Origin of the sequence: Streptomyces sp. NPDC015125 (genome assembly GCF_043080045.1) — a bacterium.
Classification (GTDB): domain Bacteria; phylum Actinomycetota; class Actinomycetes; order Streptomycetales; family Streptomycetaceae; genus Streptomyces.
The window spans coordinates 52380-65236 of record NZ_JBIBVF010000020.1; the positions used below are offsets into that span (position 1 = coordinate 52380).

Consider the following 12857-nt stretch of genomic DNA (forward strand, 5'->3'; position numbering starts at 1 on the left):
GGGCCCGTGAGCGCGAGGCCGCTCACGCTGCCCGCCGCCCCGCTGGAGGACTGGCTGCGCGAGCGCTACTTCCAGGCGCATACCGACATCAGCAGCAGCGGGGTGCACAACTACACCCTCGGGGAACTGCGGGACCTCGACCCCTCATTGCTCGATATTGCGGAACTGGACCGGCTGATGTTCCGGGACGGACCCTCGCTAGGAGAGGAGCGGCTGCGCGCCGCCGTGGCGGCACGGGTGCGCCCCGGACCCGGCCATGTGGTGATGACGACCCACGGCTCCAGTGAAGCGCTGTTCCTCGCCTTCAACGCGCTGGTGCGCCCCGGGGACGAGGTCGTCGTCCCCGGCCCCGCCTACCACTCGTTGTCGGCACTCGCCGCTGCGGCAGGCGCGGTGCTGCGGACCTGGCCGCTGCGCCCGGAGAACGGCTTCGTACCGAACCCGGCCGATCTGCGGAGGGTGCTCACCGAGCGCACCCGGCTGGTGGTAGTGAACTTCCCGCACAATCCGACCGGGGCCTGTGTGGACCCCAACGGCCGTGCGGAGCTCCTCGAACTGGTCGCGGCCAGCCGGGCGACCTTGCTGTGGGACGGCGCGTTCACCGACCTCGTCTACGACCACCCGCCGCTGGCCGACCCTTCACAGGAACTCGACCGAGCACTGTCCTTCGGGACCCTGTCCAAGGCATACGGACTACCCGGACTGCGCGTCGGCTGGTGCGTGGTGCCCCGCGACCTGGTCCCCGAACTCGTACGCATCCGGGACTACCTGACGCTCAGTCTTTCCCCGCTGGTTGAGCGACTCGCGACTGTCGCCGTGGAGCACGCGGACATCCTGATCGCTCCCCGGCTGGCCGAGGCGCGGCGCCATCGGGAGCTGCTGCTGGAGTGGGCGGCGGCGAGCGAGGGAACCGTCGAGTGCCCGGCGCCGCGCGGCGGGGTCACGGCTTTCCCCCGGTTCACCACTCATGACGACACCACCAGCCTGTGCGAGCGGCTGCTGTCCGAGCACGGGGTACTGGTGGCCCCCGGCCGGGTCTTCGGACACCCGGACCGGATGCGCATCGGATTCTCCTGCCCGCAGGGGGAGTTGGAGCGCGGCCTCGCCGCGATCACAAAGGAGCTCGGGGCGGGCGCAGCGGACGGTCGGCGGGAGAGCCCGTGACCTTGATGCCTCCTGGTGACCCGGCGAAGGAGAAGCCCGCGCTGCTGCGGCAGAACCGCGACTTCCGGCTCTGGTGGGGTGGCACGATGCTCAGTGCCATCGGTGACGAGATCACCGCTGTCGCCCTGCCGCTGATCGTGCTGATGCTCACCTCCTCCCCGCTCCATGCCGGGCTGGTCGGCAGCGTGGAAGCGATTCCCCCGCTGCTGCTGAGCCTGCCGATCGGCATGCTGATCGACCGGGTCTCCCGGCGGGCCGTGATGGTCGGTGCCTCTCTTCTCAGCATGGCCTCGATCGCCACCGTACCCATCGCGTATCTGATGGACGGGCTGGCCCTGCCCCAGCTGTATGTGGTCGCGTTCGTCAACAGCCTCGCCGCGACGGCGTACCGCATCGCGAACACAGCAGCGCTGCCCGGTATCACCGGGCCGCACAAGCTGGGCGAGGCGGCGAGCCAGAGCGAAACGATCTGGGGCACCTCGGCGCTCGTCGCACCACCGCTGGCGGGCCTGATGTTCGAGACCATGAGCCCCGCCACGCCGTTCTTCCTCGACGCGCTGTCCTTCGTGGCCATCGCCGCGGCCATCCTGGCGATCAGGTCGCGGCTGGGGCCGGCGGGCGTCCCGCCGCCGCTGCGCTGGCGGCGCGAGCTGACCGCAGGGATGCGGATCACCGCGCAGCTGCCGCTGGTGCGCACCCTGACCGTGCTGACGATCGTGGGCGACTTCCTCTTCGCGGGAATCGGGCTGCTGCTGATCGTGCTGGCCAAGGAGAGCGGTGCCACCGGGTTCGAAGTGGGCACTGTCTTCACCGCCGCCGGGGTGGGGAGTCTGCTGGGTGCGGCGCTCGCCTCGCGTATCGAGCTGGGGCTCGGGTTGCGGACCGCCGTGGTCGGCAAGCACTGGCTGACCGCGCTGCTCTTCCCCCTGTTGCTGGTCGACCTGCCCAGCTGGGGGATCGGACTGGTCTGGGGCCTGGTCGCGCTCCAGATCGCCGTACTGAACGTGATCCAGATGAAGTACCTGATGAGCCAGGTCCACAGCGACCAACTCGGCAAGGTCCAGGGCTTCATGACCTTCCTGTCGAAGAGCAGCCTGCCGCTCGGCTATGCCCTTACCGGCTTCCTGCTCGACCGGTTCGGCTCCTGGAACACCGTCTTGGCCTTCGAGGCCGTGCTGCTGGGCCTCGCCGGATATGCCCTCGTCGGGCGCGGCCTGCGCATCGAGCCCGACGCGACGAAGAACTCCGAGAGCGCCGAGAGCGGCGCGTCCGACGAGCAACCGCAACCGAGCCGGCCGGGGAGCGAGCAATGACGGATCTGGACTTCACCACCTGGGATCTGCGCACCGAGCAGGACCAACGGGCGTTCCCCGGTGTATTGGAGGGCCCTGCTCCCTCCTGGGACGTCGACACCACCCTGGTCCGGATGGTGTTGGAGCAGGCGGAGCGCACGCCGGCAGCGGAAGCCGTACGTATAGGGGAACAGGTCCTGACCTACCGAGAGCTGGCCGGGCGGGCGGCCCGGGTGGCCCGCTGGGCAGCGGCCCTGCGCGATGGCCCGGAGCAGGAGCGGGAGCTGCGCATCGGAGTGGTCGGGCACCGCGCGCTGCCTGTTTACCCGGCGCTCCTGGGGGTGCTGGCCGCAGGCGGGGCCTATGTGCCGCTCGATCCCGCCGCACCGGTGCGGCGGCTGCGCGATATCGCGCAGCGGGCGGAGCTCGCGGCGGTCGTGACCGATGCGGAGGGGTGGGCCGGGCTCGGTCTCTCCGGGACGCCGGCCCTCCTCATCGACCGGGCGCTGCCGTTCCAGCGCGGCAGGCTCGGCGGCAGGGGGCTCACGGAGTTCGAAGCGTTGCCCGAGGCCGAAGGGGCACTGTCCGAGGCCGGGCTCCAGGGCGAGCCGCGGCCGGACGACGTGGCGTACACGATCTTCACCTCCGGCTCCACCGGCACTCCCAAGGGCGTACTCGTCGAGCATCGCAGCGCCGTCAACCTGGCGCGGTGGGTGTCTCTCACCACGGACATCGGCCGGGGCAGCCGGGTCACCCAGAACGCAGCCTTGCACTTCGACGCCTCCGTGCAGCAGATCTTCTCCGCCTGGTCGGCCGGGGCGACCCTGCTGCCGGTCCCGGAGCCCGTCCGTGTCGACGGCGCACAGCTGTACGGCTGGCTCGCTGAACAGGCCGTCACCCACTGGGACTCCGTCCCCTCGCTATGGGCACCGGTCGTGGAGCACTGCGCCCAGCGCATCGCTGCCGGCGAAACGGTGCTACCCGCGCTCAAGACCGTACTGCTGGCGGGTGAGATCCTCCCGGCCGCCCGGGTCAACCAGTGGCGGCCCTGGCAGCAGGGGCACCGGCTCTTCAACATCTACGGCCCCACCGAGGTGACCGTCGACGCCACCTCGTACGAGGTAACAGAGCCCGTCACCGGCAGCGCTCCGCCCATCGGCTGTCTCCTGCCCGGGCTGCGCGCACTCGTCCTCGACGCCGACGGGCACCCCTGCCCGCCCGAGGCAGACGGCGAGCTCCTTCTCGGCGGGATCGGCGTCGCCCGCGGCTACCTCGGCGACGCCGCGGTCACCCGCGAACGGTTCATCACCCGCGACGGCGGTCGCTGGTATCGCACTGGAGACGTCGTGCGGCACACCGTGCAAGGGGAGCTGGTATTCGCCGGGCGCCGAGACGACCAGGTCAAGGTAAACGGCGTACGGATGGAACTCCCCGAAGTGGAGCGGGCGTTGCGCGCCGACCCGCGCGTCGCCGACGCGATCGCAGTGGTGCTCGTAGACGGGCAGGGCCGCCACGAACTGGCCGCCGCCGTGGTCACCCGTGTGCCGGTCACCGGCGCCGCGCTGCGCGCCGCGCTCGCCGAGGAGCTGCCCGCCGCGATGGTCCCCGCCCGGGTGCTCGTCGTCGATGCCCTGCCGCGCACCGCCAACGGCAAGGCCGACCGCAGGGCAAGTGCGCAGCTGGTGCACGACTTCGCGGACTCCGACGACCACGGTACGGAGGCCCAGGCGCTCACCGACACCGGGCGGCGGCTGCTGACGGTGTGGCGTCAGGTGTTGGGGCTGCCGGAACTCGGCCCCGACGACGACTTCTTCCGCAGCGGCGGGGACTCCATCGCCACCATCCGGCTACGCCAGCAGTGCGCCAAGTCCGGGCTGCCCATCCAGGCCATGGATGTGTTCACGCACCCCACGGCGCGCAGGCTCGCGGGCCATCTGAACCGCACCCTGGCCCATCGGCCCGCCGCCGCACAGGCCGCACCCGGCACCGGTGCAGCGTCGTCGCTGCTGCCCGCGCAGCGGCGGCTCGCCGTGGCGACGCTGCTCACCGACCACGTACCGCAGCTCGGTCTCGTCCAGGAGAGCCGTGAGTACGAGGAGGAGCTCGACGCCGAGGCGATGCGCACCGCGCTCGATCTGCTGGCGGAGCGGCACGAGGTGCTTCGGACAGCTGTCGAGAGCGGAGTCGACGGCTTCCGTGCTCGGACCGAGGAGCGGGTGACGATCCCGCTCACCGTGCACCGGGCCGACGGCGCCGACGTCGCCGGGCGGCGGGCGGCGGCCCGCACCCACGGTGACGCCGTGCTGCGGGAGGGCTTCGACCTCTCCGTGCCACCGCTGCTGAAGGTCGCTGCCTTCGAGCTGGAACCGGCCCGGTTCACCCTCATCTGGACGCTCCATCACGTCATATCAGACGGCTGGTCCTGGGAGCTGGTCCAGCACGAGTTCGAGACGCTGTACGCGAGCGTCAGGGCGGGTCGCTTCCGCCCGCTGCCCGCGCCCGCGCTCCCGCTGGGCGAACTGACCCGCCGTCTCGCAGAGTTACCGCGCACAGTGCCCTCGCAGGAGTGGCTGGTAGGACTCGAAACCGAGGAACCCCTGACGCTGCCCCCGGCCCGCCGTGGCCGGCATGCGGACCGTGCACACCTGGAGTGGACCGTCTCCCCGGTGACCGACGCCGCCTTGCGGGCCGTGGCCGCGGCTGCCGGGTGCACGCCCAGCGCCGGGTACCTCCTCGCGTACGCGGAGGCCCTGGGCCATGTGTGCAGGCAGCATGCCTTCGCCATCGGTGTCGTCTCCTCCGGCCGCAACGTGGACATCCCGCACATCGAACGCGCCGTGGCCTGCCTCGCCCGGAGTCTGCCCATCCCCGTCCAGCTCTCCGGTACCACCCACGAGCGCCTCCAGCGGCTGCACCGCAACCTCGCTGCCGTCCTGGCCCAGGACTCCGTCGACCCCGACGAACTGCTGGCCGGGCTGCCGTCGTCCGTGCGCGACCCCGCCGCTGTCTTCGTCTTCCAGAACTACCCCGACGCCCCGGCCGGCTCCGCGCCGCTGCGCCGCGCCCCCGGCGCCACCTGGTGGCGCGAAACCGGCTCCGAACCGCTGGCCCTCGTCTGCCACGGGGAGGGCACCGAGGGTTTCCGCTGCCGTCTGGAGTACGAACCCGCCGAAGTCGCCGTCCCCACCGCAGCCCTGTTCGCCCGAGAGATCCGCCGAGCCCTGGACCGCCTGGCCGCGGAGGCGTAGGCGGTCCCCCAAGCCCCAGGCCCGGCAGGTGACCGGCCCCCGCTGTTCTCCGGGCACGGAGGGCTGCGACAGCGGCTGCGGCACAGCGGCGGCCGGACGGGCCGACCCCGACCCGTCGGGGTCGGCCCGGGAGCGGCACTCCGCGCCCGAAAGACCCTGCGGGAGCCGCCTCCACGAGCCCGCACACCCCGGAGAGACACGATCGCGCCACCCCTCGCCATGAGTCTCGCAGGAAGGACCACAGCCCAGTGACCACCACCCCCCAAGCGCCGACGGAGTCGGGCCTGCCCTCGGACGCGCTGCTGACCGCCGAGGAACGGGCGGCCTGGACGGCCTTCAACGACCAGGCCAGGCAGTGGCCCGAAGGGCCCGCCCTGATACGGAGGCTGACAGAGGTCGCCGCCCGGCGCGCCGATGAGCCCGCCGTGCAGGCGGACGACGGTATGTACACGTATCGGGAGCTGCACGCTGAAGCCGACCGGATCGCCGGGGCGCTGGCGGGGCAGGGGGTGACTGAGGGCAGCACCGTCGCCGTCGCGGCGGCGAGGCGGCGCGGGGAGTACGCCGCGCTGCTCGCTACGCTCAAGCTGAACTGCGCGTATCTGCCGCTGGCTCCGGACGGCCCGGCACGCCGGCTGGAGTTCACTCTGGCGGACTCGGCGGCCGTGGCACTGGTGGCGGACGCCCCGGCGGCGGCCGTGCTGGCTGGTGCCGGGGTCGGCTCCGAACTGGCAGCGCAGGTGGTGATCGGTGCGAGGAGCGACGCCCCGGCCGGGTGGACTTCCTCCGAAGGACCCCCGCAGGGCCGTCGGCCGGCGGCCGAGGCATCGCGCGACCGGACCTCGTACGTCATCTACACCTCAGGCAGCACGGGTACCCCGAAGGGCGTGATGACCGGCGAGGAGGCCTTGCTGAACTTCTGCGCGTGGTTCATTGAACGCCACGACGTGCTGCCGCACGACCGGCTCTGCCAGACTGCGCCGCTGACCTTCGACCCTTCCGTGCAGCAGCTCTTCCCAGCGTGGCTGGCCGGCGCCTGCCTGGTGGTCGTGCCCGACGAGGTGCAGCGCGACGGCGGGGAGTTCCTGGACTGGCTGGCCGCCGAGCGGATCACTCACCTGGACATCGTGACCCCGCACTGGGTGCAGCTGCTCGACGTGGCAGCGCAGCGCGGCCAGACGGCTCTGCCCGCACTGCGCTGGATCGTCATCGGCGGGGAGACGTACTTCTTCCATCAGACCCACCGCTGGCACCGCGTGGTGGACTCCCCGGCCCGGCTCAACACCATCTACGGGCCCACCGAGGCGACCATCAACGCCACCGAGTTCCTCGTCGACCCGGGCGTGACGGAGGGCCAGGTGCCCATCGGGCAGCCGCTGCCCAACTACCGGGCGTACGTTCTCGACGAGCACGGCGCGCTGTGCCCGCCGCACATCACGGGTGAGCTGCACCTGGCCGGTACGGGACTGGCCCAGCGCTACCGCTCCGAGGAGGCCACCGAGCGCAGCTTCCACGAGCTGACGGTGAGCGAGGGCACCACCGAGCGGTTGTACAGGACCGGGGACCTGGCGCGGCTCATCGAGCACGACGGGCAGTGGGTACTTGAGTTCGAGGGCCGCACCGACAGCCAGGTCAAGGTGTCGGGCTACCGCATCGAGCTGGAGGAGGTCCAGGCGGCGCTGGCAGAGGTACCCGGCGTCACCGCGGGTGCCGTTGTTCTGCGCACCGAGCCCGCCCGGCAGATCGTCTGCGGCTACGCCGGCCCCGGCCTGTCCGAGAAGCGGATACGCACCGAACTAACCGAGCGGCTCCCCGAGTACATGGTCCCGCATGTCATTGCGCCCGTCGCGACCATCCCGCTGACCGCCAACGGCAAGGTGGACAAAGATGCGCTGCTCGCCCTGATCGCCGAGCGACACAAAGGCGGAGAAGCGGGCGGCACGGAGCCTCAGGGGCCCGTGGAGTCGGCGATCGCGGCCGCCTGGGCGGAAGCGCTCGGAGTCCCCCGGGTCGGCGCCGACGACGACTTCTTCTTCGTGTGCGGAGGGTCCTCTCTGCTCGCCTTCCGCGTGGTCGCGCTGCTTCGCGAGAAGGGTGTGACGATACGGGCCGCGGACCTCCTTCAGGCCCGCACGGTCCGGGCCCTCGCCGAGCGGGCCACCGCAGGTGAGCTCCCGGCGCCAGCCGGTCCGGAGCCCACCGCGGACCACGGCGACAGTGACACCCCGCCGCTGCCCGAGCCCCGTCATGAGCTGGCAGACAACACGGGCCGCCCGCTCGATCTGCCCCCGGCCACCTCGCTCGCCCTGCTCGGCGGGGACACCGAGGACACCGGCGACCACGCGGTGCTCACCCTCGGGCTGCCCAGGGACATCGACCCGGAAGCCGTGCGCGGCGCGCTCGCTGAGGTCATCGGACGCCATCCGATGCTCAGGGCCAGGCTCGACACCGGTCAGGCACGGCTGCGGCTGCGCGCTTTGCGCGTCGCCCACTTCGACCTGCCCGTCCTGGACGGAGACAGCCTCTCCCTGGTCGACCGGGTGCGTCCCCTACTCGCTACCCGCACCGGGCTGCGCCGCGGGCTGCCGGTCACCGCCGCGCTGCTGCGGCTGCCCACGGAGGCAAGGCTGCTGCTGGCCGTGCGACATCTGCTCGTGGACGGCAAGGCGCTGCGCCGCATCACCGAGGAGCTCGCCGCCGCGCTGGAGCTCGGCGCGCCGCCCATGCCGCTGGTGCCGCTCGCCGAGCAACTGGCGGAGCTGTCCGATAGGGCCCGCACCATGCGCCCGGTGCCGCATCTGAACGCCTTCATGGAGGCCGAGCGGGAGGCGCAGCGACGCCTCGCCCCACGGCTCACCCCGGATGGCACCGTGACCGAGGTGGAGGCGGGCGAGTTCCCCGCGTCGTTCATCGGCGGCGCGACAGAGGGGTGGGAGCCGCGGCTGGTCGCGGCGGCCGCGCTGGCCGTGCACCGCTGGCTGGGACTGGCGGCCGTACCGCTGAGCCTGCCCCGGCAGGCCGGCGCCAGTGACGCGGTCGCCAATCTCTCGGACGTGCTCCCGCTGCTGGTCACCCCCGACGGCGGCCGCGACGGCGAAGCAGACGGGGCCCTCCGCTCGGCCGCCGCCGCATGGGCCGAGCACGCGGCGCCCCATGCCCACTGGTCGGCGGCGCTGCTGCTGCACTGCCCGGGGCTCGCGGGCCGCTGGCCCGGTCCGCGCGAGCCGCTCACCAGCTCGTTTCTGATCGCGGTGGAGTCGGGGGCAGAGACCACCGGCCTCGGCACCGCGGTGCCGGGCACCGGCGGGCGGCTGACCGAGCACGACAGCCCCACCGCAGCGGACCCGGCGCTGTCGGGGACCGTCCAGTTCACGGTCGTGGCGGGCTCCGCCAAGCCGACGCTGCGGCTCATGGGCTGGGACCTGCCGGAAGCGGCTCTCAAGGAACTCGCGCCCCTGTGGCAGACCGCCCTGGCCGATGTGGCGGGCGCTGAGGCGGCCGGCGGTGGCGCGGCATGAGCGAGCTGACCGACACCCGGTGGCTACGCCCTTGCGCGGGCCGCTGGCGTGAGGGGACCGGACCCGTGCTGCTCTGCCTGCCCTACGCGGGCGGCGGCGCCCTGAGCTACGCGGGCTGGGAACATTACCCACTGGGCGGCTTCGAGCCCGTGACCGTACGCCTCCCGGGCCGCGAGGACCGCTTCGATGAGGAGCCGGTCACCGACTGGACGGCGCTGGTGTCCGCGATCGCCGACTCCCTCGCCCTCCTGTCGCACCGCCCGCTGGCGGTGTTCGGCCACAGCATGGGCGCGCTGACGGGCTATGAACTGCTGCGCGAGCTGAAGCGGCGCGGGCAGCCCGCGCCCATGCTCTTCGTCGCCTCCGCGCACCAAGCGCCACAGGAGATGCCGGTCGAGGTCAGGACGCCGCGCACGACGCGGGAGCTGCTCGACTACGTACGACGACTCAACCGCGACGGCACGGACGCGCTGCTCGACGACCCGGAGTGGCGCGAGATGGTGCTCCGGCCGCTGGATGCCGACCTTCGGCTGCACGACACCTATCGGTCGTACGCGGACCGGGCCGGGCAAGCCCCGCTGGCCACGCCCTTCGTGGTGCTCGCAGGGGAGGAGGACCCCACCGTCTCGGCCTGTACCCACGCGGGCTGGGCCGCGCTGACCCGTTGCGGCAGTACCCGACGCGTGTATCCCGGCGGCCACTTCTACCTCAGGGAGCAACGCGAGCGGCTCCTCACCGAGCTGGGCCAGGACTTGAGTGACGCGATGCGAGGAGAGCTCCAATGACCGCGATCCCGGAGAGCAGGCCGCAGTCGGTCGTGGCTGGGTCCAGCGACGCGACCGCCCTGCTGGACATTGTCATCACGAGCCTGCGGGACGTGCTGGACCAGCTGCGGATCGACCCACACGCCAACTTCTTTGCCCTCGGCGGGAATTCGCTGCTCGCGGTGCGGGTCGCGGGACGGCTGAGCCGTGCGCTGGGCCACCGTATCCCCGCGACCGCCGTGCTCGACCATCCCACGGCACAGGCGCTCGCCGATCATTTAGCGGCTATGGCGCCCGAGCCCGCCGCCCCGGGCATCCGTGCCGCCACCGATACCGTCGACACCACCCGCACCCCTCGCTATCCGCTCTCCGCCGCGCAGCGCCGCGTCTGGCTGCTGCACGATGTCGACCCGGACCGGCTGGACCATCTCGTCACCGTGTCCTTCGAGGTGACGGGCGACTACGACCCGATCGTGGCCCGCACCGCATGGCACCGGGTGGCCGAACGGCACGAGGCGCTGCGCACCCGGTTCGAGCCGCCCGCGGAAGGGAGCGAGGAGCCTTTCCAGGTCGTCGAGAGTGAGCCGCTGACCGAATTCACCTTCCTGGACACCGTCCGCTTCCCCGAAGCCGTGCGCACCCGGGTCGTCGAGGAGCGGATTCATCTGCTGCACCGCACCCCGCTCTCGCTGCGCAGCGGACCACTGTCCCGCGTCGCGCTGCTGCGCACTGCCCCGTCGCGCTACCGGCTTGAACTGATCGTGCATCACATCATCTGCGACGGCTGGAGCCTGGCGATCCTCCTGGAGGACTTCCTCGACGCCTACCGCCGGGTCGCGGCGGGTGAGCCGGGCCCCGGCCCCTCTCAGTACCGCTTCGCCGACCATGTCCACTGGGAGCGCGAGACGGAGTCGGCACGCTGGCCCGCGCTCGCCGACCGGGTCACCCGCCGTTTCAGGGACCGGCCGGAGACGCTGCCGCTGCCCGCCGACCCCGTACCGGTCGACGAGCACGCCGATGGCGACGACGTCTCGGTGCCGCTGACCGCAGGACTGGGTGCCGCGCTGGCCCGGGCGGGCGGCGAGGGCGGTCACACCCGGCTGACCGTGGCACTGGCCGCCCTCGCTGTCCTGCTGCGACGGATCAGCGGCGCCGACGACCTGGTGGTCGCCGTGCCGGTGGCCGGACGGGTGCGCCCGGAGGACGAGGGGACGGTCGGTCTCTTCGTCAACACGGCGCTCGTCAGGCTCCGGCTGGCCGGGGTCCGCGACGTCCGCACCCTGGTCGCCCGGGCCCGGGAGGAGGTAGCCGAGGTGCTGGACTGCCAGACCTACCCCTTCGACCAGCTCGTCAGCAGGCTCGGACTGCCCCGCGACGGCACCCGGATGCCGCTCGCCAGGGTGTCACTGGCCGTCCAGGACTTCGCCGAGTCACCGGGGCCCGGCCCCGCTCTCGGCTTCCAGTGGGTGGAGCACGACCCCGCCGAGCGCCAGAGCAAGCTGGACCTCGCGTTCAGCCTGACCGGCGGCGGCAGCGGGGCCGAGGGGCAGAGCCTCACCGTCACCTACCGCCCTTCTCTCTTCCGCCGCCCGACCGTGCGGGCATGGGCCGAGCAGTATCTGCTCGCCCTCGACAACGTCACCCGCGCCGTGACCGGAGGTGTGTCATGAGACTGAACCGGCACCACGAACTCTTCCGCGACTCGGTGCGCGCCGTGCTCGACCGCGTCTGCCTGCCCGAGCTGGACGACTGGGAGCGCATGGGGCAGATGCCCACGCACGACCTCTACCGCGCTCTCGGCGAGGAGGGCTTGCTCGGGCTGACCCTGCCGGTCGACGACGGCGGCCTAGGCCTCGATCTGGGCTATTCCTACGTCTGGGCACAGGAGCTGGGCCGGCTCCCGGCGGGCTCCCCGGCCATGAGCCTGTCGGTGCACACCGACATCGTGCTGCCGCTGCTCGCCGAGGCGGGAGGCGAGCAGGTCCGTAGGGCGTTCCTCCGGCCTGCGCTACGCGGCGAGCTGGTCGCAGCCCTGGCCGCCACTGAGCCGGGCGGCGGCTCGGACCTGGCCACCCTGCGGACGACGGCCGTCAAGACCTCGGAGGGTATCCGGCTGAACGGCGCCAAGGCCTTCATCACCAATGGTTCCGTGGCCGACTTCGCCGTCGTGCTCTGCCACCTCATCGAGGTGGACGGAGACTTGGGGTCGACCGGGCTCGACTCGCTGACCCTGCTGCTGGTCCCCACCGGGCTCCCGGGGGTGCACCAGGAGCGGCACACCGGAAAACTCGGCAACCGGGCCTGTGACCACGGCAGGCTGGCCTTCACCGAGGTGCTGGTGCCCGAGGAGAACCTGCTGGGCAAGCCCGGCTCCGGGTACCAGGCGCTGACCCGGGTCTTCACCCGTGAGCGCGCTTTTCTCGCCGCGGTCGCCACGGCACGGACCGAGACGGCCCTGCAGGAGGCAACCGACCACGCGCGAGGTCGCGCCGTGCTCGGCAAGCCCTTGGTGGACCACCAGGCGATCGCCTTCAAACTGGCCGAACTCGACGCCGAGCTGGCGCTGGTCGAGCAGTACACCAGCGCGGTCTTCCAGCTGCTCGACGAGGGGGCTCCAGCCCTGCGGCAGGCAAGCATCGCCAAGCTGCGCGCCAGCCGGCTGGAGCGGGAGGCCGCCGATCTGCGACTGCAACTACACGGCGCCCAAGGCTACTTGGACGGTGGTCCGATCGAGCGGGCCTACCGCGACGCCCGGGCGTATGCACTGGCGGGCGGCGCGGACGAGGCACTGCTGCATCTGATCGCGGGTCATCTGCGCACGGACATCTGAGCCCCACGAGCAAGCGATCCGCACGTAACGGAGAGGACCAG

Annotated in this window: 7 protein-coding genes; all 7 read left to right on the plus strand. The window is 72.1% G+C overall.

Translation table 11 applies throughout. The features are described 5' to 3' along the window. The first annotated feature begins 6 nt into the window (after positions 1–6). The 7 genes from vioD (at position 7) to ACF088_RS31175 (ending at position 12816) form a co-directional block, all read left to right on the plus strand. Positions 7–1164, plus strand: coding sequence for a capreomycidine synthase (gene vioD, locus ACF088_RS31145; RefSeq protein ID WP_392379227.1), 1158 nt, complete (start codon positions 7–9; stop codon positions 1162–1164). A 5-nt stretch (positions 1165–1169) separates the two neighbouring features. Then, the gene (locus ACF088_RS31150) at positions 1170–2477 is read left to right on the plus strand and encodes an MFS transporter (RefSeq protein WP_392379334.1); all 1308 of its coding nucleotides are present in this window, start codon (positions 1170–1172) and stop codon (positions 2475–2477) included. Beyond that, positions 2474–5704 (plus strand): amino acid adenylation domain-containing protein, encoded by a 3231-nt coding sequence (locus ACF088_RS31155; RefSeq protein ID WP_392379228.1) that lies wholly within the window; start codon positions 2474–2476, stop codon positions 5702–5704. The genes ACF088_RS31150 and ACF088_RS31155 overlap by 4 nt, the downstream gene beginning before the upstream one ends. Positions 5705–5952: 248 nt before the next feature. Then, positions 5953–9222 (plus strand): amino acid adenylation domain-containing protein, encoded by a 3270-nt coding sequence (locus ACF088_RS31160; RefSeq protein ID WP_392379229.1) that lies wholly within the window; start codon positions 5953–5955, stop codon positions 9220–9222. Next, positions 9219–10007, plus strand: a complete 789-nt coding sequence (locus ACF088_RS31165; RefSeq protein ID WP_392379230.1) for a thioesterase II family protein — start codon at positions 9219–9221, stop codon at positions 10005–10007. Before ACF088_RS31160 ends, ACF088_RS31165 begins: the two co-directional genes overlap by 4 nt. Continuing rightward, entirely contained in the window at positions 10004–11656 is a 1653-nt protein-coding gene (locus ACF088_RS31170; RefSeq protein WP_392379231.1) for a condensation domain-containing protein, read from the plus strand. The genes ACF088_RS31165 and ACF088_RS31170 overlap by 4 nt, the downstream gene beginning before the upstream one ends. After that, the gene (locus ACF088_RS31175) at positions 11653–12816 is read left to right on the plus strand and encodes an acyl-CoA dehydrogenase family protein (RefSeq protein WP_392379232.1); all 1164 of its coding nucleotides are present in this window, start codon (positions 11653–11655) and stop codon (positions 12814–12816) included. The genes ACF088_RS31170 and ACF088_RS31175 overlap by 4 nt, the downstream gene beginning before the upstream one ends. Positions 12817–12857 lie beyond the last annotated feature (41 nt).

Excerpts from the sequence above, each read along its gene's own strand:
- ACF088_RS31150 (WP_392379334.1), top strand. The coding sequence starts at position 1,170 with ATGCCTCCTGGTGACCCGGCGAAGGAGAAGCCCGCGCTGCTGCGGCAG.
- ACF088_RS31155 (WP_392379228.1), top strand. The coding sequence starts at position 2,474 with ATGACGGATCTGGACTTCACCACCTGGGATCTGCGCACCGAGCAGGAC.
- ACF088_RS31165 (WP_392379230.1), top strand. The coding sequence starts at position 9,219 with ATGAGCGAGCTGACCGACACCCGGTGGCTACGCCCTTGCGCGGGCCGC.
- ACF088_RS31170 (WP_392379231.1), top strand. The coding sequence starts at position 10,004 with ATGACCGCGATCCCGGAGAGCAGGCCGCAGTCGGTCGTGGCTGGGTCC.
- ACF088_RS31175 (WP_392379232.1), top strand. The coding sequence starts at position 11,653 with ATGAGACTGAACCGGCACCACGAACTCTTCCGCGACTCGGTGCGCGCC.